The organism is Streptomyces longhuiensis (assembly GCF_020616555.1).
In the GTDB taxonomy this organism is placed as follows: Bacteria; Actinomycetota; Actinomycetes; order Streptomycetales; family Streptomycetaceae; genus Streptomyces; species Streptomyces longhuiensis.
Genome location: NZ_CP085173.1, coordinates 4338972 through 4361865 on the forward strand (window position 1 = coordinate 4338972; position 22894 = coordinate 4361865).

The following is a 22894-nucleotide window of genomic DNA, read 5'->3' on the forward strand; positions in this document are numbered from 1 at the left end:
GCGACAGCCTATGCGGTTGTACGACACCGGTCACCGGCCCTCCGGTTCCATGACCAGCAGTCACCCCACCGTGACGATGAGCCGACGCTCCCGCGTGTCGCCACGCCCCAGCTTCCGCACCACCGGCCGCATTTGGCAGTCTGTGCACGCAACCCGGGGGATTGCAGGAGGGTAAGCATCTACATGCAGAGCAGCACCGCACCGTCATCCGACACGGCCGTCGCGACCGCCTCGGAGCCCGACACCGGGCACCCGGCCACCGCCGACGGCGCCTCCGGCGACCCACGCGTCGGCTGGAGCAGCGCCGAGGACGCGCCCGCCCCGGCCCTGCGCCAGCGCCGCGACGGCATCCTGCCCACCGTCGCCGCCGCCCTCTCCGTGCGCGGCACCACACTGACCAGCACCGCGGCCCGCGGCGAACACTCCCCCGCCCTGCACCCCCTCGTCCAGGACTTCCTCGACACCCTCACCAGCGCCCAGCGCGACCGCTTCACCGGACGCTGTGCCGAAACGATCCTCATCTCCCGCCACCTCACGGCCGCCGACGAGGAACGCTCCAAACGCGCCCGCCGCAAACCCATGACCAACGGCGAAGCCCGCAAAGCCCTCAAACACGCCAAACTCACCACCCGCCGCATCCGCGAGGACGGCGACCCCCTGCACGGCGGCTTCGCCCGCCCCTGCCGCGCCTGCGCCGCACTCACCGCCCACTTCGGCGTCCACGTCGTGGACCCGGCCACGGACACCACCGGCTGACCGGAACCGGCGCACGGCAGCACGCACGCACCACCGCAGGCAGCAGCAGAACAGGACGAGGCCACCCCACATGACCGCCGACCGCACCCGCTTCACCGCCCCCGTCGACGCCGCCCTGCGCGCCGCCGGCTGGCAGCCCGGACGCTGGGACATCAAGCAGGCCGAATTCTGGGCCGACGCCCTGCGCACCCACGTATCCCCCGCCGGCCACCGCCACACCGTCTTCCCCGCCGCCGTCGAGGCCTGGGCCGAATTCGGCGGCCTCCACCTCACGCCGCAGGGCCCCGGCCGCCAGATAGCACCCGCCCAGCCCCACCTCGACCCGCTCCACGGCCTCCACATGGCCCGCACCCTCGGCGACCTCGGCCGCGCCCTCGACACCGAGGTCTGCCCCCTCGGCGCCGAATCCGGCTCCGAAGCCCTCCTCGCCATCGACACCGAAGGCCGCGTCTACGCCCTCGACCACAGCGGCGACTGGTACCTCGGCCCCGGCATCGACCACGCCCTGGAGACCCTCGTCAACGGCACCCAGCCGACCCGCCTGACCGCGTAGAGCCCCGGCGCACGACGGCATACGCCCCGGCCATCACCGGCTGCCACGCGCGTACGGGACGCGAGGGGACATGCCGGAACGCGCGCGCAGAGCCACCGGCACCACACGCGGGTGACCGGCCGGGTGACGACGCCCCGCAGAACAGCGAACACGTACATCCCGCGCGGCCCCGCCACGCCCTGGCGCGAACCCCCGGCAGCCCCGCTCCCCACAGTCGCCAAGTGCCTGCGGCCGAGCACTGAGCGCTAAGCCGCAGGCAACACAGCCGACACCCGATACCCACCGGCATCGGTCGGCCCGCACACGAACACCCCGCCCAGGCCCGTCACCCGCTCCTTCATACCGACGAGCCCGTTCCCCCCACTCGGCAGCCGCGCGTCGGACGCCGAATCCGCGTCCGGCGGCGGCTCGTTCTCCACCTGCATCGCGATCTCCGACACCCGATGAGCCAGCCGCACATACGTCTTCGCGCCCGCCGCATGCTTGTGCACGTTCGTCAGTGCCTCCTGCACCACCCGGTACGCGGTCTGCTCCACCGCCGCGACATACGACCGCAGATCGCCCTCGACGAGCAGCTCCACCACCATGCCCGCAGCCCGCGACTGACCCACCAGCTCGTCGAGATCACCCAGACTCGGCCCGTCCTCGTCGTCAACGGCACGCGACGCAGCGGCCGCAGCCGCCACCCCCACCGCCGCCAACGGCACCGCCGCACGCGGCTCACGCCCGCCACCACCGGACCGCATCACCCCGAGCATCTCCCGCAACTCGGTCAACGCCTGCCGGCCCATGTCCCCGACCAGCGCCGCGTTCTTCACGGCCTTCTCCGGATCCTTACGGGCCACCGCCTGCAACGCCGCCGCATGCACCACCATCAGACTCACCCGGTGCGCCACCACGTCGTGCATCTCCCGGGCGATCCGCGTCCGCTCCTCGCCCCGCGCCCACTCGGCCCGCTCCTCCGCGCGCTCCGCGAGCAGCTGAAGCTCCCGCTCCAGCGAATCCGCCCGCTCCCGCAGACTCTCCATGAGACGCCGCCGCGCACCGACATAGAGCCCGAGCAGCAACGGCGGAGCGGTCACACCCAACGACGTCGTGATGGCGACGAACGGAACGAACCAGTCCCCCACCCGCACGAGATTCCCGTGCCCCATGTCCTGCTGCGCCCGCACCACCGACACGATCAGCGTCCCGACGAACGACATCCCCGCCAGGGCCCCGATGATCCGCCGCGGCATCTCGGACGCGGCCAGCGTGTAGAGACCCACCACGCTCAGCAGCACACCCATCCGGGCCGGAGTCACCGCGACCCCGATCAGCACCACCGCGATCGGCCACCGCCGCCGCAGCACCAGCATGGCCCCGGCAAGCACCCCGAAAACGACACCCACGGCCGCCGGCACCCCGGCGTCCCGCGCGAACCCGACCCCCTCCACCCCGCACTCCGCCGCCGACGCGACAGCCAGCCCGACATCGAGCGCGGCACTGCGCCACCGCTCCCACCACCACGGCCCCCCGGCCGTCCGGTGCATTTCCCCCGTCGTGGTCATGCCGTCCAGCCTACGGGCGCACAGTGCCCCTTTTCCGGTGAGTTTCCGCGACGGCCCCCTGCCACGGGCACCATTCGAACAGAAGCGAAACCAGCCGGTATCCCTCGAACTGTTGGCCCATATGCAAATACGACCCACCCGAACCCGTCCCGGACGAGCCTTTGCCTATGACACAGGCCACAGGCAAATACAGGGACTTCGAGGGACTGCGGGAGCGGGCGGTGGCGCTGCGGCGGGAGGGGTTGAGCCGCCGAGAGATCCGCGACCGCCTCTTCATCGACAACAACGACATCCTGAACCGCCTCCTGGACGGAGAACCGGCACCGGAGTGGACGAAACGCCCGAACGCAAAGGACGACCTGCGGGACCGGGCACGGGAGCTACGGCTCCAGGGATGGACGTACGACCAGATCCAGGTCGAGCTCGGGTGCTCGAAGAGTTCGATCTCGCTCTGGGTACGGGACCTGCCGAAGCCGGAACGCAAGCGCACCCGCGAGGAAGCTTCGGCTATCGCGAGGCGCGGATGGGAAGCCACCCTTCAGCGCCGGGAGGAGGGGCGCCAGAAGACCAGGCAGGCAGCGGCCGAAGAGATCGGCGCCCTGTCCGACCGTGAGCTGTTTCTGGTAGGTGTCGGGCTCTACTGGTCCGAGGGCTCGAAGGCGAAGGCCCATCGCCGCCAGGAACGAGTCGACTTCGTCAACAGCGATCCGGACATGATCCAGGTCTACCTGGACTGGCTCCGCCTCCTTGGAGTCAACCCGGAGCGACTGAGGTTCCACGTACAGATCCACGAGACCGCCGACATCGCGACGGCCGAGAAGTTCTGGGCCGCCTTGGTCGGTGCCGACCCCTCGCAGTTCGGCAAGACCTCACTCAAAAAGCACAACCCGAAGACCAACCGCAAGCGTGTGGGTGCGGACTATCACGGCTGCTTGCTCGTGCGCGTTCCCCAGGGGGCCGATCTGTACCGTCGCATTGAGGGCTGGTGGTACGGCATAGTGTTGTCCGCGCGCGGTACGGATCGTCAGATTCGAACCTAGCGGACGAACCATCCCGGGTCGTCTAATGGCAGGACAAATGGTTTTGGTCCATTGAATGAGGGTTCGATTCCTTCCCCGGGAGCACAGGTGAGGCGGGGCCCGACCACCAGGTCGGGCCCCGCCCCCATTTCGCGCCCACAACGCCCCGGTATCCTGCGGATGTCCACCCCACACAGCATCCGAAGCCGAAGGGCCACCCGTGAGCGCCAATTGCCCGGCCGCCGTCGTCGTTCTTGCAGCGGGTGAGGGCACCCGTATGAAGTCGGCCACACCCAAAGTCCTGCACGAGATCAGTGGGCGCTCGCTCGTCGGGCATGTGCTCGCCGCCGCGCGGGAGTTGAGCCCCGAGAACCTGGTCGTCGTCGTGGGTCACGAGCGGGACCGGGTGCGTGAGCACCTCGCCGGGATCGATCCGGACGCCCGTACCGCCGTGCAGGAGCAGCAGAACGGCACGGGGCACGCCGTGCGCATGGGGCTCGAGGAGCTCGGTGGCGCTGTGGACGGCACGGTGATCGTGGTGTGCGGTGACACGCCGCTGCTGACCGGCGAGACGCTGAAGCACCTGTCGGCGACGCACACCGGTGACGGCAATGCGGTGACGGTGCTGACGGCCGAGGTTCCGGATGCGACCGGTTACGGCCGGATCGTGCGGGACGGTGCGTCGGGCGCGGTGACGGCGATCGTCGAGCACAAGGACGCGAGCGAGTCGCAGCACGCGATCCGTGAGATCAACTCGGGTGTGTTCGCGTTCGACGGTGCGCTGCTGGCGGATGCGCTGGGCAAGGTGCGTACGGACAACAGTCAGGGCGAGGAGTACCTGACCGATGTGCTGGGGATTCTGCGGGAGGCCGGGCACCGTGTGGGTGCTTCGGTGGCGGCGGATCACCGTGAGATCGCGGGTATCAACAACCGTGTGCAGCTGGCGGAGGCGCGTCGGACGCTGAACGATCGGCTGCTGGAGCGGGCGATGCTCGCGGGCGTGACGATCGTGGATCCGGCGTCGACGTGGGTCGATGTGACGGTGGGGTTCGAGCGGGACGCGATCGTGCATCCGGGTACGCAGCTGCTGGGTGAGTCGTGGCTGGGTGAGGGTGCCGAGGTGGGGCCGAACACGCGGCTGAGGGACACGAAGGTCGGTGCGGGGGCGCGGGTCGACAACACGGTGGCGGACGGTGCCGAGGTGGGCGAGGGCGCGTCGGTGGGTCCGTTCGCGTATCTGCGGCCGGGTACGCGGCTGGGTGTGAAGGCCAAGATCGGTACGTACGTGGAGACGAAGAACTCGACGATCGGTGAGGGTACGAAGGTGCCGCATCTGTCGTACGTGGGGGACGCGACGATCGGTGACTACACGAACATCGGTGCCGCGAGTGTGTTCGTGAACTACGACGGTGAGAGCAAGCACCACACGACTGTCGGGTCGCATTGCAAGACGGGTTCGGACAACATGTTTGTGGCGCCTGTCACGGTCGGGGACGGTGCGTACACCGCCGCGGGGTCGGTGATCACGAAGGATGTGCCGGCGGGTTCGCTGGCCGTGGCCCGTGGCCAGCAGCGGAATATCGAGGGTTGGGTGGCCCGTAAGCGTCCGGGGAGTGCGGCTGCGAAGGCGGCTGAGGAGGCGTCCCGGGAGGCCGGCAGCGAAGGCTGACCGGAAACAGGTGCGTCCGACACGGCGTACCGTGATAGGTGCACACGATTCGGCTGCCTCGCTGCTAATGGGACGAGCGGGCGCAGCGGCGGAAGAACGCGTCTGAGGAGACAAGTGCTGTGACCGGGATCAAGACGACCGGCGAGAAGAAGCTGATGCTCTTCTCCGGCCGCGCCCACCCCGAGCTTGCCGAGGAGGTCGCGCACCAGCTCGGTGTCGGGATCGTTCCGACCAAGGCCTTCGATTTCGCCAACGGCGAGATCTATGTCCGCTACCAGGAGTCCGCTCGCGGCGCCGACTGCTTTCTGATCCAGAGCCACACGGCTCCGATCAACAAGTGGATCATGGAGCAGCTCATCATGATCGACGCGCTGAAGCGTGCGTCGGCCCGCTCCATCACGGTGATCGTGCCGTTCTACGGTTACGCCCGTCAGGACAAGAAGCACCGTGGACGTGAACCGATCTCGGCGCGTCTGGTGGCGGACCTGATGAAGACGGCGGGTGCGGACCGCATTCTGACGGTGGATCTGCACACGGACCAGATCCAGGGCTTCTTCGACGGCCCGGTGGACCACTTGTTCGCGCTGCCGATCCTGGCGGACTACGTGGGGGCGAAGGTCGACCGCGACAAGCTCACGGTGGTGTCTCCGGACGCCGGCCGTGTGCGGGTGGCGGACCGCTGGTGTGACCGTCTGGGCGCGCCGCTGGCGATCGTGCACAAGCGTCGTGACAAGGACGTGGCGAACCAGGTCACCGTGCACGAGGTCGTCGGTGATGTGAAGGGCCGTGTCTGCGTCCTGGTCGACGACATGATCGACACGGGTGGCACGATCTGCGCCGCGGCGGACGCGCTGTTCGCGCACGGTGCGGAGGACGTCATCGTGACGGCGACGCACGGTGTGCTGTCGGGTCCGGCGGCTGACCGTCTGAAGAACTCGAAGGTGAGCGAGTTCGTCTTCACGGACACGCTGCCGACGCCGGGTGAGCTGGAGCTGGACAAGATCACGGTGCTGTCGATCGCGCCGACGATCGCGCGTGCGGTGCGTGAGGTCTTCGAGGACGGTTCGGTGACGAGCCTGTTCGAGGAGCAGGCGTAGTAGCGCCGAGGCTCTTCTAGATCGATTTTGGGGCGGCCTTCCCGCCGGGTAGACTCACGGAGTTGCTCGGCGAGGGAGGCCGCACTGTCATGTGCGGCGGTCCGTTATCGACGCGCTCTTCGTAGCAGGCCCGTTCGTGGCCGGGTGACCACCTTTCCCCTTTTCTACGAGGAGTGCACATGGCTGAGATCAAGCTTGCCGCCGAGATCCGTACCGAGTTCGGCAAGGGTGCCGCCCGCACCGTTCGCCGTGAGAACAAGGTTCCCGGTGTCATCTACGGTCACGGCACCGAGCCGGTTCACGTGACGCTGCCGGGCCACGAGCTGCTGCTCGCCCTGCGTACCCCGAACGTTCTGCTGTCCCTGGACATCGACGGCAAGAACGAGCTGGCGATCCCGAAGGCCGTCCAGCGTGACGCCATCAAGGGTTACCTGGTCCACGTCGACCTGCTGCTCGTCAAGCGCGGCGAGAAGGTCACGGTCGAGGTTGCGGTCGAGACCGAGGGTGACCTGGCTCCGGGCAGCTTCCTCGTCGAGAACGTGCTGAACACGCTGTCCGTCGAGACCGAGGCCACGCACATCCCGACCTCCGTCACCGTGTCGATCGCGGGCCTGGAGGGCGGCGACGCCATCCACGCGAAGGACGTCACGCTGCCGTCGGGCACGACCCTGGTCACGGACCCCGAGGCCGTCGTCATCCAGATCCTGGCCGCGCAGGCCGAGGAGCCGGCTGCGGAGACCGCCGAGGCCGAGGGCGCCGAGGCCTGAGCCGTACGCTCTGCTTGACGGGGTGGCGGGCCACTGCGGCCCGCCACCCCGTTTTTTCATGTTCGTGTCCGTCTGTTGTACGTGAGGAGACGCGGTCCCGATGACGACCGATGCCACTGCCCCCTGGCTCATCGTGGGTCTCGGGAACCCCGGGCCCGAGTACGCGATGAACCGGCACAACGTGGGCTTCATGGTGGCCGATCTGCTCGCGGAGCGGATCGGCGGCAAGTTCAAGCGGGCCGGCAAGGCTCAGGCGCAGGTGCTCGAGGGGCGGATCGGTGCGCCGGGTCCGCAGAACCGCCGGGTGATCCTGGCGAAGCCGATGTCGTTCATGAACGTGTCGGGTGGTCCGGTGACGGGTCTGCGGGATTTCTACAAGGTGCCGGTCGGCAACATCGTGGCGATCCATGACGAGCTGGACATCGACTACGGGACGATGCGGCTGAAGCTGGGCGGTGGCGACAACGGGCACAACGGTCTGAAGTCGATCACGAAGTCGATGGGTGCGGACTATCACCGGGTGCGTTTCGGGATCGGGCGTCCGCCGGGGCGTATGCAGGTCGCGGACTTCGTTCTGAAGGACTTCTCGTCCACGGAGCGCAAGGAGCTGGACTATCTGGTGGACCGGGCGGCGGACTCGGTGGAGTGTCTGGTCACGGAGGGCCTGGAGCGGGCGCAGAGCGCGTACAACTCCTGAGTTCACCGGGCATCTCGACAGGTCACGGGCATCTCGCCCGGGGCCTGTCTGCTTTTCTTGACTCTTCGCGGGGCCATGGCCAAGGATCGCCGCCATGCTCTCGTACACCCGGCGGGCCGCGATGACGGTCGTGGCCCTGCTGATCCTGATCGCGGGCGTCCGGGCGTCCTGGGCGTCGGCTCAGCACGTGATGCTCACCAAGGGCCGTGAGCGCGGCACGATGACGGTGACGCGGTGCACCGACGACACGTGCACCGGCCCTTACGCGCCTCTGTCGCCGGGTTCGCAGCCCCGCGACCGTGTCGTCATCGACCGGTCGATCGCGGAGAAGAAGGGCGCGCGCATCCCGGTGGTGGTGAAGCCCGGCACGGGTGAGGTGGTGCGTGCGGGGGCTGCGGGGTTCTTCCACGCGTGGGTTCCGCTGGGCGGTGCGCTGCTGCTGGCCGCCGTGGTGATCGCGGGCGGGCTGCGTCTGACGCGCTGGGCATGGGTGACGGCAGCCACCGGGGTCGCGTTGCTGAGTGTCGCGTTCGCGACGCTCACCTGGTGAACTGCCGTCATCCGTCGGCCGGTCGGAGTGATCAGCCGGTGTTGCGCAGGCCCGCCGCCACTCCGTTCACGGTGAGCAGGAGCGCCCGCCCGAGCAGCGGGTCCGGCTCGGCGCCGGCGGCCGCGTCGTCACGCTGGCGCTTGAGCAGGGCCACCTGGAGGTACGAGATCGGGTCCAGGTAGGCGTCGCGGATCGAGAAGGTCTGCTGGAGCACCGGCTGCGTGTCCAGGAGTTCCTGGCCGCCGGTGATGCGGAGCACCTCTCGTACGGTCAGCTCGTGCTCGGCCTCGATGTCGGCGAAGACGTGCTTGAGCTCGTCGGGGACGAGCGTGTCGACGTAGTGGCGGGCGATCCGCAGGTCCGTCTTGGCGAGGGTCATCTCGACGTTCGACAGGAAGTTGCGGAAGAAGTGCCACTGCTCGCTCATCTCGTCGAGCACGGTGCCGAGGCCCGCCTCGCGCAGTGCCTTGAGTCCGGAGCCGACGCCGAACCAGCCGGGCACGATCTGCCGCGACTGGGTCCAGCCGAACACCCACGGGATGGCGCGCAGGCCGTCGAGCGAGACGCCCGAGCCGGGGCGGCGGGAGGGCCGGGAGCCGAGGTGCAGATCGGCGAGCTGGTCGACCGGCGTGGAGGCGAGGAAGTACGTCGGCAGGTCCGGGTCCTCGACCAGCTTGCGGTACGCGGCGTGCGCGGCGTCGGAGACGACGTCCATGGCCGCGTCCCAGCGGGCGAGGGCCTCGTCGGACTGGCGGGGCGCGGTGTGCAGCGCGGATGCCTGGAGGGTGGCGGCCACGGTCAGTTCGAGGTTCTCGCGGGCCAGGGACGGCACGAGGTACTTGTCGGAGATGACCTCGCCCTGCTCGGTCACCTTGATCTCGCCCTCGAGGGTGCCCCACGGCTGGGCGAGGATCGCGTCGTGCGAGGGGCCGCCGCCGCGGCCGACGGTGCCGCCGCGGCCGTGGAAGAGGCGCAGGCGCACGCCGTAGCGGTGGGCGACGTCGCGCAGTCGGCGCTGGGCGCGGTGGATCTCCCACTGGGAGGTGGTGATGCCGCCGAACTTGGAGGAGTCCGAGTAGCCGAGCATGACTTCCTGGACGTCGCCGCGCAGGGCTACGAGGCGCCGGTAGGACGGGTCGGCGAGCATCTCGTCGAGGATGACGTCGGCGGCGCGCAGCTCGTCGGTGGTCTCCAGGAGCGGCACGATGCCGATCTTGGCCCAGCCGCCGTGCAGGTCGACGAGTCCGGCCTCGCGGGCGAGGACGGCGGCGGCGAACACGTCGTCGGCGCCCTGGCACATCGAGATGATGTACGACTCGATGACCTCGGGTCCGAAGACGTCGAGGGCGCGCTTGACGGTGTGGAAGACGCCGAGGGTCTTCTCGCCGGCGGCGTCGAGGGGTGCGGGCGAGGGGGCCAGGGGCCTGCGGGACCTGAGTTCCTTGGCGAGGAGCTTCTGGCGGTACTCGCGGGGCATGTCGGCGTAGCGCCAGGACTCCTCGCCGAGCCGGTCGAAGAGCTGGCCGAGGGCGTGGTGGTGGGCGTCGGCGTGCTCGCGTACGTCCATGGTGGCGAGCTGGAGGCCGAACGCGGCGAGCGTGCGGATGGTGCGGTTCATCCGGCCGTCGGCGAACAGGGCGCCGCGGTGCTCGCGCAGGGACGTCTGGATGAGCGTGAGGTCCTGGAGGAGCTCGCCGGTGCCGAGGTAGTCGCGGCCTTCCACGTGCGCGGTGCCCCTGGCGAGGCGCTCCTTGGTGTTCTCCAGCTTCTGCCGGATGCACGTGGCCTTGAGCCGGTAGGGCTCCTCGGAGTTGAGGCGCTTGTAGCGGGGGCTGATCTCCGGGAGGCGCTCCAGGTCGTTCTGGAGGGAGACGAGGAGTTCCTCGGTGGCGCCGGTGTAGCGGATCGAGTTCGACAGGAAGCCGCGCAGCTCGTCGATGAGCTCCAGGGCGTCGTTGATGCCGTGCTCGTGCTGGAGGATCAGGACGTCCCAGGTGACGGCGGGGGTGACGTTCGGGTTGCCGTCGCGGTCGCCGCCGATCCAGGTGCCGAAGGTGAGCGGGCGGGTGGCGGCGGGCACGGTGACGCCGACGCGCTCCAGCTCGGCGGTGAGGTCCTCGAGGACGTCGCCGACGGCGCCGGCGTGCAGCTCGTCGAGGTAGTAGATCGCGTTGCGCGCCTCGTCGGTGGGCTCGGGGCGCACGACGCGCAGTTCGTCGGTCTGCCACACCAGGTCGATGTTCTCGGCGAGGCGGGTGTCGTAGCGGCGGCGGTCGGCCTCGATGACGGGGGTCTCGAGGAGCTCGGCGACGCGGCGCAGCTTGTTGAGGACGGAGCGCCGGGCGGCCTCGGTCGGGTGGGCGGTGAACACCGGCCGTACGTTCAGGTTCCGGACCGTTTCGCGCAGGTGCTCGGCGTCGGCGTCCTTGAGCCGGTCGGCGGTGCGGGCGAGGAGGCTGCCCTCGGCGGCACGGCGGGCGCGCAGCTCGCGGCCTCGGTGCACCTGCTCGGTCACGTTCGCCAGATGGAAGTACGTCGAGAAGGCGCGGACCAGCTTGGCCGCGGTCTCCAGCTCCGTCTCACCGAGCAGGCGGGCGGCGGCCTCGCCGTCCTCCCGGGTGAGGCTACGGACCTTCTCGACCAGTTCGAGGAGCTCGGGGCCCTCCTGGCGTACGAGTGTCTCGCCGAGGAGGTCGCCGAGTCGGCGGATATCGGCGCGCAGCTCGGCGCTGGAGGTGGCCTCACGGCTCTGGTCGTCGGCACTGCTCACAGGTGCGGCTCCTTGCAGTGTTGAAGCACGTCTGGGAGGGAAATCCCGGGAACCGGGTATGAGTCCCGGGTGGAGATACAGAGCGGACCGCGCTGTCCGACCGTTTCCAAGGATAGGTGTCCGCCCGGGAGGGCTGTTTCCGGGCCTCTTGCCGCTGGCCTGCGCGCTGCCATACTTACGACGCCGTAGGTTACGGACGCGTAGTAAAAGTTCTCCGCACCACTCCCCAGCACCACATCCCCGTTCTCGACCCTCGACCCCACAGGGGACGCCCCATGACACCAAGCCCCGATCTGATCGATGACGCCCCGGAGGCGCCGTCGAGTGACTCGACCGGCGCTCCGCTGCCCTCCGCCACGCTCGGCGGTGAGCAGAAGCGTTCGCTGGAGCAGCTCGCGCTGCTGCTCTTCATCACCGTCCCGTTCCTGGCGCTGGTCGCGGCGGTGCCGCTGGCCTGGGGCTGGGGTGTGAGCTGGCTCGACCTCGGCCTCATGGTGTTCTTCTACTACCTCGGCTGCCACGGCATCACGATCGGCTTCCACCGGTACTTCACGCACGGTTCCTTCAAGGCGAAGCGGCCGCTGCGGATCGCGCTGGCCGTCGCGGGCTCGATGGCGGTCGAGGGTCCTCTCGTGCGCTGGGTGGCGGATCACCGCAAGCACCACAAGTTCTCCGACGCGGAGGGTGACCCGCACTCGCCGTGGCGTTTCGGCGAGACGCTGCCCGCGCTGATGAAGGGCTTGTGGTGGGCGCACATCGGCTGGATGTTCGATGAGGAGCAGACGCCGCAGGAGAAGTACGCACCCGATCTGGTGAACGATCCCGCCATAAGGGCGATCTCGCGTCAGTTCATTTTCTGGACGATGCTCTCGCTGGCTCTGCCGGCGCTGATCGGCGGTCTGGCGACGATGTCGTGGTGGGGCGCGTTCACCGGGTTCTTCTGGGGCTCGCTCGTGCGGGTGGCGCTGCTGCACCACGTCACGTGGTCGATCAACTCGATCTGTCACGCGGTGGGCAAGCGCCCGTTCAGGTCGCGCGACAAGTCCGGCAACGTGTGGTGGCTGGCGGTCCTGTCGTGCGGCGAGTCGTGGCACAACCTGCACCACGCGGACCCGACGTCGGCGCGGCACGGTGTCATGCGCGGCCAGGTGGACTCGTCCGCGCGGCTGATCCGCTGGTTCGAGCAGCTGGGCTGGGCGCATGACGTGCGCTGGCCGTCGAAGGAGCGGATCGCCTCCCGCCGCAAGCCGCAGGCCGCTGACGCGGCATGATGGAGCATGTGGCGACCGATCCGAACACTGCGAGCCCAGCCGGCAACGACAAGCCCCGGCGCGCGCGCCGCACCCGGATGACCGGTGCGGAGCGCCGCCAGCAACTGCTCGAGATCGGTCGCACCCTCTTCGCCGCGAAGGGCTTCGAGGGCACGTCGGTGGAGGAGATCGCGGCGAAGGCCGGGGTCTCCAAGCCGGTCGTGTACGAGCACTTCGGCGGCAAGGAGGGCCTGTACGCGGTCGTCGTGGACCGTGAGATGCGCCAGCTCCTCGACATGGTGACCGGCTCGCTGACGGCCGGGCATCCGCGCGAACTGTGCGAGCAGGCCGCCTTCGCGCTCCTCGACTACATCGAGGAGTACACGGACGGCTTCCGCATCCTGGTCCGCGACTCCCCCATCCCTCAGTCCACGGGCTCGTTCGCCTCGCTGATCTCCGACATCGCCACGCAGGTCGAGGACATCCTGGGCCGCGAGTTCAAGAACCGCGGCTTCGACCCGAAGCTCGCGCCGCTGTACGCGCAGGCACTGGTCGGCATGGTCGCCCTGACGGGCCAGTGGTGGCTGGACGCCCGTAAGCCGGAGAAGGCCGAGGTCGCGGCGCACCTGGTGAATCTGGCGTGGCACGGCCTGGACGGCATGGAGGCGAACCCGCATCTGATCGGGCGGCGCAAGAACTAGGCGGGTCCGGGGTTGACCGGTTCGAGGAATTCGAGCCGGTTGCCCACCGGGTCGTCGGCGTAGAACCGGCGGTGGCCCGGCAGGTCCTCGTCCCAGATGATCCGCACACCGTGCGCCGCGAGGCGCGCCGCGTACGTCTCGATCCCCGTGACCCGCAGCCCCGGGTGGGCCTTGCGGGCCGGCCGGAAGTCCCGCTCGATTCCCAGGTGCACTCGCACCTGGCCCGCTTCGAACCAGCAGCCCCCGCGCGCCGCGAGCGCCGGGGGCTTCGGCGTCTCCGTCATGCCGAGGGCGTCCCCGTAGAACCGGCGCAGCGCGTCCTCCGATCCCGCGGGGGCGGCGAGCTGTACGTGGTCCAGGGCCCGGAGCATCAGGCGTCGGCGGGCTTGCGGGCCACCGCGAAGAGGCGGCGGAAGGGGAAGACCGTGCCGTGGGCTGTCGTGGGGTACGCGGTGCGGAGCAGGGCGCGGTAGGCGGTCAGGAATGCGTCGGTGGCCCCCGGGTCGTCCGCTAGGGCGGTCAGGACGGGGCGCAGGCCCGTGCCCTTGACCCAGTCGAGGACGGGGTCCTCGCCCTGGAGGAGATGCAGGTACGTCGTCTCCCAGACGTCCGCGTGGCAGCCGAGCTCCGTGAGCTCGTTCAGGTACCGCTCCGGCGTGTGGACGGCGTCCGCGTGGCGCAGGGTGTCGCCGAGCCGGTCCCGCCAGCGCGCCGACTGTGCGAGTTCGCGCATCAGGACGTGGCTGGGGGCGTCGAAGTTGCCGGGGACCTGGAAGGCGAACGTGCCGCCCGGGGTGAGGCCGGCGAGCCAGTCGGGGAAGCGGCCGGTGTGGCCGGGGACCCACTGGAGCAGGGCGTTGGAGACGATCAGGTCGAAGGGCTCGCCGGGGGTCCAGGTGGCCGCGTCGGCGGGGGCGAAGTCAAGCAGGTCGGTAGCGTGGGCGGCGGCCTTCTCCAGCATCTGCGGGGAGTTGTCGTAGCCGGTGATCCTGGCCTTCGGCCAGCGCTCGGCGAGCAGGGCGGTGACGTTGCCGGCGCCGCAGCCGAGGTCGGCGATCCTCGCCGGGTCGCCCTGGACGCGGGCGAGGAGATCGGCGAAGGGGCGTGTGCGGTGGTCCGCGTGCCGGAGATACTGCTGGGGGTCCCAGGTGGGTGCGCTCATGGCGGCCAGGATCCTCTGGGTTTTATCTCGATGTCAAGATAGTTGAATTCAAGAGACTTCATGTCGAGGGACCCACTAGACTGATCGTCATGGAGGACGAGGTCGATCGGCTGGTCGCAGCGTGGCGTCGAGAGCGCCCTGACCTCGACGTGGAGCCCCTCGAGGTGCTCAGTCGGGTCAGCAGGCTGGCGCGTCATCTTGACCGGGCCCGGCGCCTGGCGTTCGCCGAGCACCAGCTGGAGCCGTGGGAGTTCGACGTACTGACGTCCCTGCGGCGGGCCGGCGCCCCCTATCAGCTCTCCCCCGGACAGCTCCTCACCCAGACCCTCGTCACCTCCGGCACGATGACGAACCGTATCGACCGGCTCGCCAAGAAGGGCCTCGTCGAGCGTCTCCCCGACCCGAGCGACCGGCGGGGCGTCCTCGTCCGGCTGACCACCGAGGGGCAGGATCGCGCCGACCAGGCACTCGCCGGCCTCCTCGCGCAGGAGCGGGCGATCCTCGCGGAGCTGTCCCGCACCCAGCGCGGTGAACTGGCGGGCCTGCTGCGGCAGTTGACCGCGCCGTTCGACAACATCCCCGGCTAGGGCCCGGCCGTACGGGTTCCCGTTCCTACGACGCCGCTTCCAGGTCCGCGGGACCGACCCCGGCCCTGCGTGCCAGGGCCACCGCCGCGAGCGTGGAGTGCACCCCGAGCTTGCCCAGCACGTTCTGCATGTGCGTACGGACCGTGTGCGGGGACAGGAACAGGCGCTCGGCGACCGCCTTGCGGCCCAGGCCCGCGACCATGCAGCGCAGCACCTCGCGCTCACGCGGCGTCAGGGACTCCACCAGGCGCTCCGAATCGGTGCGGTGCTTGCGGGCCGCGGTCAGCTCCCGCAGGACGCTCGTGAGCAGGGCGGGCGGCAGATGCGTCTCGTCGCGCAGGACGCCCCGGATGACCGTGAGCAGCCGCGAGAGCGAGCAGTCCTTGGCGACCCAGCCGGAGGCACCCGCCTGGAGCGCGAGTGCCGCGCGGCGCGGGTCGTCCTTCTCGGCGAGGACCACCGTCCGGACGGTGGGCTGGCCCGAACGGACGCCCGCCACCAGCGAGATGCCGTCGACCAGGCCGTCCTGGCCGGGCGCCGCGTCGGGCACGGCCGTCGCCGGGCGCGGGCCGTGCAGGGCCGCCCCCAGGTCGGCGTCCACGAGGAGGACGTCGAAACGGCGCCCTTCCGCCGCGGCGCGGTCCATGCAGCGCAGCGCGGCGGGGCCGCTGCCGGCCGCGGACACGTCCACGTCGGGCTCGGCGGCGAGAGCCGCGGCGAGCGACTCGGCGAAGATGCGGTGGTCGTCGACGACCAGGACTCGGATGCGAACCACGTGTATTACCCCCTCCCCCAAGCTCCTCGCGGAGCAGGGGATTCCCCGGCGCCGGGAGGCTGTCCGGCACGGGTACGGCGTTCGAAGAGGCAGGTCGTCGCGGTCGCACGGCCGCCGCCGCGCTCGTACCGCCACCCCCACTCCGGACGCGCACCCGGCTGTCTCGCCCCCTGATCAGCACCGGCCCCCACCGGCGCTGCCCCTCAGAGTAGGGCCGCGGGCCAGGAGCGGAAGGCAATTTGCAGAACTGATTGGCCCGCGCGTTTATGGTGAGGCGTATGTTTCGTATTGAGACAGAAGTCGACAAACAGCGGCGCGATCTTCTCCACTCCCGGCTGCGTGAGGCGAACACCGCGGCGTCGGCGGAGCTCAGGTCACTGCGCGGAACGCCCGCGGAGCACGAAGTTCCGCTCCAGGTCTGGGCGTTGGACGAGAGCGGCGAGATCGCCGGCGGCCTGGACGGACACACCTGGGCGACCTGGCTCCATGTGAACCTGCTCTGGGTCGACGACCACCACCGCACGAAGGGCCTGGGCTCCCGCCTCCTGGCGGAAGCGGAACGCATCGCCCACGAGGACCGCGCCTGCCGCGGCGCCCGGGTCGAGACCTGGGACTTCCAAGCGCCCGGCTTCTACCGCCAGCACGGCTACGAGTTGATGTGCGTGATCCCCGACTACCCGCCGGGGATCAAGGAGTTCACGCTCACCAAGCGGCTCGGCTGATCCCCGGCCGTCCGCCGGGGATCAGGGAGTTCACGCCTACGAAGCGGCGGGGGCGAGTTGGTGGGCTCCTGCCGACGGGACCGCCGGGAAGACCCGCGGGGCCGTGCAGCCCGCCGCGGCGAACGCCTCGGTGATCGACTTCGTCACCGCTTCCGCGTCCGGCTCCTCCACCAGGACGATCGCCGAGCCGCCGAAGCCGCCGCCGGTCATCCGGGCGCCGAGCGCGCCCGCCGCGTTCGCGGTGTCGACGACCAGGTCCAGCTCGGCGCAGGAGATGCGCAGGTCGTCGCGGAGCGAGACGTGGCCCTCGGTGAGGACCGGGCCGATCGCCCGTACGTCACCGGCGTCGAGGAGCTCGATGACCCGCTCGACGCGGTGGTCGTCGCAGACGATGTGGCGGACGTAGCGCACGATCCGCTCGTCGGTGAGGTCCGCCAACGTGGCGAGCGCCTGCGGCAGTTCGGCGTAGGACACGTCACGCAGATGGGAGACGCCGAGCGCGCGGGCGCCCTCTTCGCAGCCCGCGCGGCGCTCCGCGTACGCGCCGTCGCCGAGCTCGTGCTTGACGCGGGTGTCGACGACGAGGAGCTGGAGGCCGTGGGCGGCCAGGTCGAAGGGGACCTGGCGGACGGACAGGTCACGGCAGTCCAGGTGCAGGGCATGGCCCTCGGTGGCGCACGCCGACGCCATCTGGTCCATGATCCCGCAGGGCACGCGCACGAAGTCGTTCTCCGCGCGCTGCGCGATCCGCGCCAACTCGGGCCCGGTGAGCCCCAGTTCGAACAGGTCGTTGAGCGCGAGCGCCGTGACGACCTCGAGCGCGGCCGACGAGGACAGGCCCGCGCCGGTCGGCACGGTCGACGCGAGGTGGATGTCGGCGCCGGTGACGGTGTGCCCGGCCTCGCGCAGCGCCCATACGACGCCCGCCAGGTACGCGGCCCAGCCGCCCTGCCCGAACTCGGAGAGCGGGGTCAGTTCGTCGGCCCGCAGTTCGGCGATCGGCGCGTCGATGTCCGCGGAGTGCAGCCGCAGGACGCCGTCGGTGCGGCGCGCGACGGCGGCCACCGCGGTGTGCGGCAACGCGAGCGGCATCACGAAGCCCTCGTTGAAGTCGGTGTACTCGCCGATGAGGTTCACGCGTCCGGGCGCGGCCCAGACCCCCTCGGGCTCGTATCCGTACAGATCGCTGAACTGCGAGGCGACGGACATGACTTACCCCTCCTGGCGTGCCTGGGCGAAGGCCCAGGCGTCGGCGACGATTCCCGCGAGGTCCGCGCGGGACGGGTTCCAGCCGAGGCGCTCGCGCGCGGTGGCGGCCGAGGCGACGAGGACGGCCGGGTCGCCGCCGCGGCGCGGGGCGGTGACCTCGGGGATCGGGTGGCCGGTCACCTGGCGGACGGTCTCGATGACCTCGCGCACGGAGAAGCCGTTGCCGTTGCCGAGGTTGCAGATCAGGTGCTCGGCGGGGCGGGCGGCGTCCAGGGCGAGCAGGTGGGCCTCGGCGAGGTCGGCGACGTGGATGTAGTCGCGCACGCACGTGCCGTCGGGCGTCGGGTAGTCGTCGCCGTAGACGGAGATCGCGTCGCGCCGGCCCTGGGCGACCTGGAGGACGAGCGGGATGAGGTGCGACTCGGGGTCGTGGCGCTCGCCGCAGCTGCCGTAGGCGCCCGCCACGTTGAAGTAGCGCAGCGACACGGCGGCCAGTCCGTGCGCGGCCGCCTCCCCGGTGATCATGTGGTCGACGGCGAGCTTGGAGGCGCCGTACGGGGAGGTGGGGGAGGTGGGGTCGGACTCGGTGATGGGGGTGCCGACGGGCTCCCCGTACGTCGCCGCGGTGGAGGAGAAGACGAGCTTGCGGACGTCCGCCGAGCGCATCGCGGCGAGCAGCGCCATGGTGCCGCCGACGTTGTTGTCCCAGTACTTCTCGGGCTTCACGACGGACTCGCCGACCTGGGAGAACGCGGCGAAGTGCAGGACGGCGTCGAAGGACGGGTCGAGCCACTTGGCGGCGTCGCGGATGTCGCCCTCGACGAACGTCACCCCGGCGGGCACGCCCTCGCGGAAGCCGGTCGAGAGGTTGTCGAGGACGGTGACGTCGTGCCCCGCCTCGACCAGGTGCTGCGCGACCACGCTGCCCACATATCCCGCACCACCGGTGACCAGGTACTTCCCGCTCATGTACTCGCTACCTCTCGCAGTCTCTCGGCCGCGGTCTCCGGCGGCACGTCGTTGATGAACACGCTCATGCCGGATTCGGAACCCGCGAGAAACTTCAGCTTGCCGGAAGTGCGGCGGATAGTGAAAAGCTCGAGGTGGAGCGCGAAGTCGTCCCGCTGGACGCCGGAGAAGTCGTCCAGGGTGCCGAAGGGCGCCTGGTGCCAGGCGGCGATGTACGGCGTCGGGGACTCCTCCGTTCCGAAGAGCCGGTCGAAGCGCCTCAAGAGTTCCAGATAAACCTGGGGGAACTCTGTGCGCGCGCCGTCGTCGAGGGCGAGCAGGTCGGGCACGCGGCGCTTGGGGTAGAGGTGCACCTCGTAGGGCCAGTGGGCCGCGTACGGGACGAAGGCCACCCAGTGGTCGCCCTCGAGGACGACCCGCTCACCGGCGCGCTCCTCGGCGAGTACGTCGTCGAAGAGGTTGCGACCGCCGGTCTGCTCCTTGTGCTCGGCGAGCGAGCGCAGCATGAGGGCGGTGCGCGGGGTGGTGAACGGGTAGCCGTAGATCTGGCCGTGCGGGTGGCCGAGGGTGACGCCGATCTCGGCGCCGCGGTTCTCGAAGCAGAACACCTGCTCCACGGAGTCCAGATGGGACAGCTCGGCGGTGCGGTCGGTCCAGGCGTCCAGGACGAGCCCGGCCTGTTCCTCGGTGAGGTCGGCGAAGGACGACGTGTGGTCGGAGGTGAAGCAGACCACCTCGCAGCGGCCGGCGTCCCCGGCGAGCGAGGGGAAGCGGTTCTCGAAGACCGCCACGTCGTACGAGGAGTCGGGGATCTCGCTGAGCCGGTCGCCCTCGGACGGGCACAGGGGGCACTCGTCGGCCGGCGGGTGGTAGGTGCGGCCCTGACGGTGCGAGGCGATGGCGACGCTGTCCCCGAGGAGGGGGTCGCGGCGGATCTGCGAGGAGGAGGCGACGGGATCCAGCGGACGCCGGTCCACCGCGTCCCGCACGACGTCGTCACGCGAGTCGTAGTAGATGAGCTCGCGACCGTCGGCGAGCCGGGTCGACGTCTTCTTCACGTCCGATGCTCCTCATTCGCATCAACTCAACATAATCAAACATAACAAAGCACGCTTCAACGGGATGGTCAAGGCCGCTGACGCATCCTTCGGTGCGTGGCGTGTCACTCGCATCACAATCAAACAAAGAACCTCAGCAGAAGTGTTCATTTATTGAACATAGAAGCGTAGGTTCCGGTCTGATCAGTTCGCGCAACGAAGCGAGTTCTCCATGCTGTCCCCCACACAAACCCTGGCCGCGGGGCTCCGGCTGCCCACCAACGGCCTCGACTACGCGATCCTGGCGATCTACTTCGCCGTCGTCCTCGGCATCGGATTCGCCGCCCGGCGCTCCGTGAAGACCAGCCTCGACTTCTTCCTCTCGGGCCGGTCCCTGCCCGCCTGGGTGACCGGTCTGGCGTTCGTCGCGGCCAACCTGGGCGCCACCGAGATCCTCGGCATGGCGGCGACCGGCGCGCAGTACGGCGTCTCGGTCGTCCACTGGTACTGGATCGGCGCCATCCCCGCGATGGTCTTCCTGGGCCTCGTGATGATGCCCTTCTACTACCGCTCCAAGGTGCGCTCGGTCCCCGAGTACCTGCTCCAGCGGTTCGACAAGAGCGCGCACCTGCTGAGCTCCATACTCTTCGCCTTCGCGGCGATCCTGATCGCGGGCGTGAACCTGTACGCCCTGTCGATCGTCGTGGAGGCGCTGCTCGGCTGGCCGCAGTGGCTGGCGATCGTCGTCGCCGGTCTGTTCGTGCTCGCGTACATCACCATCGGCGGACTCTCCTCGGCGATCTACAACGAGGTCCTCCAGTTCTTCGTGATCCTCGCCGCGCTCATCCCCATCTGCATCATCGGCCTCAAGCGGGTCGGCGGCTGGGGCGGCATGACCGACTCCCTGAAGAGCGCGCACGGCGACAACTTCCTCTCCGCCTGGGGCGGTACGGGCATCGGTGAGGCCAACCCGCTCGGCGCGAACTGGCTGACGATCATCCTCGGCCTGGGCTTCGTGCTCTCCTTCGGCTACTGGACGACGAACTTCGCCGAGGTGCAGCGCGCCCTGTCCGCGAAGAACCTCTCCGCGGCCCAGCGCACCCCGCTCATCGCCGCGTTCCCGAAGATCTTCATCGTCTTCCTGGTGATGATCCCGGGCATGGTCGCCGCCGTCCTCGTCCCGAAGATCGGCATGGCCGGCTCGGACCTGACGTACAACGACGCGATCCCCTACCTGATGCAGGAGCTGCTGCCCAACGGCGTGCTCGGCATCGCGGTGACCGGTCTGCTCGCCGCGTTCATGGCGGGCATGGCGGCGAACGTGTCGTCCTTCAACACCGTGTTCACGTACGACATCTGGGCCAAGTACGTGAAGACCGGCAAGCCCGACGCGTACTACCTGAAGTTCGGCCGCCTCATCACGGCCGTCGGTGTCCTCGCGTCGATCGGCACGGCGTTCATCGCCTCGTCGTTCTCGAACATCATGGGCTACCTCCAGACGCTGTTCTCGTTCTTCAACGTCCCGATGTTCGTCGTCTTCATCATCGGCATGTTCTGGAAGCGCGCCTCGGTGAAGTCCGGCGTGTGGGGCCTGCTCGCGGGCACCACCGCCGCGATGGTCAACTACTTCTGGATCTACAAGCAGGGCGTCATCGACATCCCGACCGACCAGGGCGCCAACTTCGTGTCCGCGATCGTCGGCTTCGTCGCCGGCGCGGTCGTCATGGTCGTCGTCACCCTGTTCACCGCGCCCAAGCCCGAGGCCGAGCTCGCGGGCCTCGTGTACGGGACGACGGCACCCGGCCTGGAGGAGCCGCCCGCCGAGGGCGACGACGCCTGGTACCGCAAGCCGGCACTGCTCGGCTGGGGCGCGATCGTCCTCGCCGCGCTGTGCTACGTCCCCTTCTCCCTCTGATCGGAGGCGCGATCAACCATGTCTGAACTCCACAACGAAGTCACCGAGTTGGAGCGCAAGTCCGCGACCGCGGCGCGGCTCTTCGACATCCGGCGCATCATCGGCGGACTGTTCGCGGTCTACGGGGTCATCGTCACGATCGCCGGCATCACGGCGTCCGACGCGGACCTGAAGAAGGCCGAGAACATCAACATCAACCTGTGGACGGGCCTCGGCATGCTCGCCCTCGGGCTGTTCTTCCTGGTGTGGCTGAAGCTGCGGCCGACGGCCCCGCCGACGCCCGACGCCGCCGAGTAACCAGCGCGACAGGGGCCGGAGTTCACCGCACGGGTGGCTCCGGCCCCTGCGGCATGTCCGGGTGCTCGGCATCGTCGGCGTGGCCCGTCACCTGCACCGGCCCCGCCCGGTCGAGGAGTCCCGTGCGCGCGGCCAGCGCCGCCGCCTCCAGCCGCGAACCGACCCCCAGCTTCATCAGGACGCGCTGCACATGCGTACGGGCCGTGCTCGGGGCGATGCCCATCCCGGCCGCGATCAGCCGGGTGTCCTCGCCGTCCGCGACCCGCACCAGGACCTCGACCTCGCGCGGCGTCAGCATCTGCAGGAGCCGCTGCCCCTCGTCGTCGGGCTGCGCGGCCGGATTGAGCAGTTCGCTGAAGGCCCCTTGCAGCAGCTGCGGCGCCACGGCCGCCTCTCCCGCCCGCGCCTTCATCAGGGCGCGCTCGACCCCCTCGATCCGCTCGTCGTGCCGTACGTAGCCGGAGGCGCCGGCCGCGAACGCCGCCGCGATCCCGCGCGGTGACGGCACGGGCCCGAGGACGACCACCGCCACCTGCGGGCGCTCCCGCTTGATGCGCACGATCGGGTCGAAGATGCCCGGCTCCGCGGGCGTCGCCGTACCGATGAGACAGACCTCGGGCGCCCTCGAGATCACCAGTTCGGCCGCTCCCGCGGCGGGCGCGGCCGCCGCGAGCACCCGGTGCCCGCGCAGCTTGAGAGCCGAGGCGAGCGCCTCGGCGAGCAGTCGATGGTCGTCGACCACCATGAGCCGCACACCCATAGAGCCACCCCCCACATCCCCCGGGATCCCGCAGGACCCCCAGAACCCCCTTGGTGCGGAAAGCCCCCCGACTCCCCGACCT

The 22894-nt window shown here is 69.8% G+C and carries 23 protein-coding genes and 1 tRNA gene; 15 read left to right on the plus strand and 9 right to left on the minus strand.

The features are described from left to right. Positions 1 to 183: 183 nt before the first annotated feature. Both LGI35_RS20070 and LGI35_RS20075 read left to right on the plus strand, forming a co-directional pair. A complete protein-coding gene (locus LGI35_RS20070; RefSeq protein ID WP_227295184.1) occupies positions 184 to 756 on the plus strand; it encodes a YwqJ-related putative deaminase in 573 nt (190 codons plus the stop codon). A 70-nt stretch (positions 757 to 826) separates the two neighbouring features. Next, the gene (locus LGI35_RS20075) at positions 827 to 1309 is read left to right on the plus strand and encodes an SUKH-3 domain-containing protein (protein ID WP_116512556.1); all 483 of its coding nucleotides are present in this window, start codon (positions 827 to 829) and stop codon (positions 1307 to 1309) included. Positions 1310 to 1554: 245 nt separating this feature from the next. On the opposite strand, the gene LGI35_RS20080 is transcribed toward LGI35_RS20075, so the two are convergent. After that, the gene (locus LGI35_RS20080) at positions 1555 to 2859 is read right to left on the minus strand and encodes a sensor histidine kinase (protein WP_227295185.1); all 1305 of its coding nucleotides are present in this window, start codon (positions 2857 to 2859) and stop codon (positions 1555 to 1557) included. 167 nt (positions 2860 to 3026) lie between these two features. Here LGI35_RS20080 and LGI35_RS20085 point away from each other — a divergent pair, with 167 nt between their 5' ends. From LGI35_RS20085 to LGI35_RS20115, 7 genes are all read left to right on the plus strand, one after another. Further along, positions 3027 to 3899, plus strand: coding sequence for a hypothetical protein (locus tag LGI35_RS20085; RefSeq protein ID WP_227295186.1), 873 nt, complete (start codon positions 3027 to 3029; stop codon positions 3897 to 3899). 11 nt (positions 3900 to 3910) lie between these two features. Continuing rightward, positions 3911 to 3981, plus strand: a tRNA-Gln gene (locus LGI35_RS20090). A gap of 117 nt (positions 3982 to 4098) precedes the next feature. Beyond that, on the plus strand, positions 4099 to 5547 hold the full coding sequence (glmU, locus tag LGI35_RS20095) for a bifunctional UDP-N-acetylglucosamine diphosphorylase/glucosamine-1-phosphate N-acetyltransferase GlmU (RefSeq protein ID WP_227295187.1): 1449 nt from the start codon (positions 4099 to 4101) through the stop codon (positions 5545 to 5547). A gap of 119 nt (positions 5548 to 5666) precedes the next feature. Further along, positions 5667 to 6644: a ribose-phosphate diphosphokinase gene (locus LGI35_RS20100; protein ID WP_116512553.1), complete on the plus strand. Its 978-nt coding sequence runs from the start codon at positions 5667 to 5669 to the stop codon at positions 6642 to 6644. A 179-nt stretch (positions 6645 to 6823) separates the two neighbouring features. Then, on the plus strand, positions 6824 to 7411 hold the full coding sequence (locus LGI35_RS20105; RefSeq protein WP_227295188.1) for a 50S ribosomal protein L25/general stress protein Ctc: 588 nt from the start codon (positions 6824 to 6826) through the stop codon (positions 7409 to 7411). Positions 7412 to 7511: 100 nt separating this feature from the next. Continuing rightward, on the plus strand, positions 7512 to 8108 hold the full coding sequence (gene pth / locus LGI35_RS20110) for an aminoacyl-tRNA hydrolase (RefSeq protein WP_227295189.1): 597 nt from the start codon (positions 7512 to 7514) through the stop codon (positions 8106 to 8108). A gap of 94 nt (positions 8109 to 8202) precedes the next feature. Then, the gene (locus LGI35_RS20115) at positions 8203 to 8658 is read left to right on the plus strand and encodes a hypothetical protein (protein ID WP_227295190.1); all 456 of its coding nucleotides are present in this window, start codon (positions 8203 to 8205) and stop codon (positions 8656 to 8658) included. 31 nt (positions 8659 to 8689) lie between these two features. Here LGI35_RS20115 and ppc read toward each other — a convergent pair whose 3' ends face one another. After that, entirely contained in the window at positions 8690 to 11428 is a 2739-nt protein-coding gene (gene ppc, locus LGI35_RS20120; protein WP_227295191.1) for a phosphoenolpyruvate carboxylase, read from the minus strand. Positions 11429 to 11703: 275 nt separating this feature from the next. Here ppc and LGI35_RS20125 point away from each other — a divergent pair, with 275 nt between their 5' ends. Together LGI35_RS20125 and LGI35_RS20130 are read left to right on the plus strand one after the other, a co-directional pair. Further along, positions 11704 to 12699, plus strand: coding sequence for an acyl-CoA desaturase (locus tag LGI35_RS20125; protein ID WP_227295192.1), 996 nt, complete (start codon positions 11704 to 11706; stop codon positions 12697 to 12699). After that, positions 12696 to 13379: a TetR/AcrR family transcriptional regulator gene (locus tag LGI35_RS20130; protein WP_116512547.1), complete on the plus strand. Its 684-nt coding sequence runs from the start codon at positions 12696 to 12698 to the stop codon at positions 13377 to 13379. The genes LGI35_RS20125 and LGI35_RS20130 overlap by 4 nt, the downstream gene beginning before the upstream one ends. On the opposite strand, the gene LGI35_RS20135 is transcribed toward LGI35_RS20130, so the two are convergent. Both LGI35_RS20135 and LGI35_RS20140 read right to left on the minus strand, forming a co-directional pair. Continuing rightward, on the minus strand, positions 13376 to 13750 hold the full coding sequence (locus LGI35_RS20135; RefSeq protein ID WP_227295193.1) for a VOC family protein: 375 nt from the start codon (positions 13748 to 13750) through the stop codon (positions 13376 to 13378). The two genes, LGI35_RS20130 and LGI35_RS20135, sit on opposite strands and share 4 nt — an antisense overlap. Beyond that, positions 13750 to 14541 carry a trans-aconitate 2-methyltransferase gene (locus tag LGI35_RS20140; protein ID WP_227295194.1) on the minus strand — a complete coding sequence of 264 codons (792 nt, stop codon included), beginning with the start codon at positions 14539 to 14541 and terminating at the stop codon, positions 13750 to 13752. The genes LGI35_RS20135 and LGI35_RS20140 overlap by 1 nt, the downstream gene beginning before the upstream one ends. 89 nt (positions 14542 to 14630) lie before the next feature. On the opposite strand from LGI35_RS20140, the gene LGI35_RS20145 reads away from it, so the two are divergent. Continuing rightward, entirely contained in the window at positions 14631 to 15128 is a 498-nt protein-coding gene (locus tag LGI35_RS20145) for a MarR family winged helix-turn-helix transcriptional regulator (protein ID WP_100596154.1), read from the plus strand. 25 nt (positions 15129 to 15153) lie between these two features. On the opposite strand, the gene LGI35_RS20150 is transcribed toward LGI35_RS20145, so the two are convergent. After that, a complete protein-coding gene (locus LGI35_RS20150; protein WP_116512544.1) occupies positions 15154 to 15903 on the minus strand; it encodes a LuxR C-terminal-related transcriptional regulator in 750 nt (249 codons plus the stop codon). 266 nt (positions 15904 to 16169) lie between these two features. Here LGI35_RS20150 and LGI35_RS20155 point away from each other — a divergent pair, with 266 nt between their 5' ends. Then, the gene (locus LGI35_RS20155; RefSeq protein WP_227295195.1) at positions 16170 to 16625 is read left to right on the plus strand and encodes a GNAT family N-acetyltransferase; all 456 of its coding nucleotides are present in this window, start codon (positions 16170 to 16172) and stop codon (positions 16623 to 16625) included. A 36-nt stretch (positions 16626 to 16661) separates the two neighbouring features. Here LGI35_RS20155 and galK read toward each other — a convergent pair whose 3' ends face one another. Genes galK through galT form a run of 3 tightly spaced genes read right to left on the minus strand, consistent with a single transcriptional unit; the run spans position 16662 to position 19861 of the window. Beyond that, on the minus strand, positions 16662 to 17834 hold the full coding sequence (gene galK, locus LGI35_RS20160) for a galactokinase (protein ID WP_227295196.1): 1173 nt from the start codon (positions 17832 to 17834) through the stop codon (positions 16662 to 16664). A gap of 3 nt (positions 17835 to 17837) precedes the next feature. Then, on the minus strand, positions 17838 to 18803 hold the full coding sequence (galE, locus tag LGI35_RS20165) for a UDP-glucose 4-epimerase GalE (protein WP_227295197.1): 966 nt from the start codon (positions 18801 to 18803) through the stop codon (positions 17838 to 17840). Continuing rightward, positions 18800 to 19861 carry a galactose-1-phosphate uridylyltransferase gene (galT, locus tag LGI35_RS20170; RefSeq protein WP_227295198.1) on the minus strand — a complete coding sequence of 354 codons (1062 nt, stop codon included), beginning with the start codon at positions 19859 to 19861 and terminating at the stop codon, positions 18800 to 18802. Before galT ends, galE begins: the two co-directional genes overlap by 4 nt. 211 nt (positions 19862 to 20072) lie before the next feature. Between galT and LGI35_RS20175 the strand changes: the two genes are divergently transcribed. Then, complete coding sequence (locus tag LGI35_RS20175) at positions 20073 to 21755, plus strand: sodium:solute symporter family protein (protein ID WP_227295199.1); 1683 nt, start codon at positions 20073 to 20075, stop codon at positions 21753 to 21755. A gap of 18 nt (positions 21756 to 21773) precedes the next feature. Continuing rightward, positions 21774 to 22052, plus strand: a complete 279-nt coding sequence (locus tag LGI35_RS20180; protein WP_227295200.1) for a hypothetical protein — start codon at positions 21774 to 21776, stop codon at positions 22050 to 22052. Between the two features lie 22 nt (positions 22053 to 22074). Here the strand turns inward: LGI35_RS20180 and LGI35_RS20185 are convergent, their stop codons facing one another. Beyond that, complete coding sequence (locus LGI35_RS20185) at positions 22075 to 22812, minus strand: helix-turn-helix transcriptional regulator (RefSeq protein ID WP_227295201.1); 738 nt, start codon at positions 22810 to 22812, stop codon at positions 22075 to 22077. Positions 22813 to 22894 lie beyond the last annotated feature (82 nt).

Excerpts from the sequence above, each read along its gene's own strand:
- LGI35_RS20070 (WP_227295184.1), top strand. The coding sequence starts at position 184 with ATGCAGAGCAGCACCGCACCGTCATCCGACACGGCCGTCGCGACCGCC.
- LGI35_RS20075 (WP_116512556.1), top strand. The coding sequence starts at position 827 with ATGACCGCCGACCGCACCCGCTTCACCGCCCCCGTCGACGCCGCCCTG.
- LGI35_RS20080 (WP_227295185.1), bottom strand. The coding sequence starts at position 2,859 with ATGACCACGACGGGGGAAATGCACCGGACGGCCGGGGGGCCGTGGTGG.
- LGI35_RS20085 (WP_227295186.1), top strand. The coding sequence starts at position 3,027 with ATGACACAGGCCACAGGCAAATACAGGGACTTCGAGGGACTGCGGGAG.
- LGI35_RS20105 (WP_227295188.1), top strand. The coding sequence starts at position 6,824 with ATGGCTGAGATCAAGCTTGCCGCCGAGATCCGTACCGAGTTCGGCAAG.
- pth (WP_227295189.1), top strand. The coding sequence starts at position 7,512 with ATGACGACCGATGCCACTGCCCCCTGGCTCATCGTGGGTCTCGGGAAC.
- LGI35_RS20115 (WP_227295190.1), top strand. The coding sequence starts at position 8,203 with ATGCTCTCGTACACCCGGCGGGCCGCGATGACGGTCGTGGCCCTGCTG.
- LGI35_RS20125 (WP_227295192.1), top strand. The coding sequence starts at position 11,704 with ATGACACCAAGCCCCGATCTGATCGATGACGCCCCGGAGGCGCCGTCG.
- LGI35_RS20130 (WP_116512547.1), top strand. The coding sequence starts at position 12,696 with ATGATGGAGCATGTGGCGACCGATCCGAACACTGCGAGCCCAGCCGGC.
- LGI35_RS20135 (WP_227295193.1), bottom strand. The coding sequence starts at position 13,750 with ATGCTCCGGGCCCTGGACCACGTACAGCTCGCCGCCCCCGCGGGATCG.
- LGI35_RS20140 (WP_227295194.1), bottom strand. The coding sequence starts at position 14,541 with ATGAGCGCACCCACCTGGGACCCCCAGCAGTATCTCCGGCACGCGGAC.
- LGI35_RS20145 (WP_100596154.1), top strand. The coding sequence starts at position 14,631 with ATGGAGGACGAGGTCGATCGGCTGGTCGCAGCGTGGCGTCGAGAGCGC.
- LGI35_RS20155 (WP_227295195.1), top strand. The coding sequence starts at position 16,170 with ATGGTGAGGCGTATGTTTCGTATTGAGACAGAAGTCGACAAACAGCGG.
- galK (WP_227295196.1), bottom strand. The coding sequence starts at position 17,834 with ATGTCCGTCGCCTCGCAGTTCAGCGATCTGTACGGATACGAGCCCGAG.
- galE (WP_227295197.1), bottom strand. The coding sequence starts at position 18,803 with ATGAGCGGGAAGTACCTGGTCACCGGTGGTGCGGGATATGTGGGCAGC.
- LGI35_RS20175 (WP_227295199.1), top strand. The coding sequence starts at position 20,073 with ATGCTGTCCCCCACACAAACCCTGGCCGCGGGGCTCCGGCTGCCCACC.
- LGI35_RS20180 (WP_227295200.1), top strand. The coding sequence starts at position 21,774 with ATGTCTGAACTCCACAACGAAGTCACCGAGTTGGAGCGCAAGTCCGCG.
- LGI35_RS20185 (WP_227295201.1), bottom strand. The coding sequence starts at position 22,812 with ATGGGTGTGCGGCTCATGGTGGTCGACGACCATCGACTGCTCGCCGAG.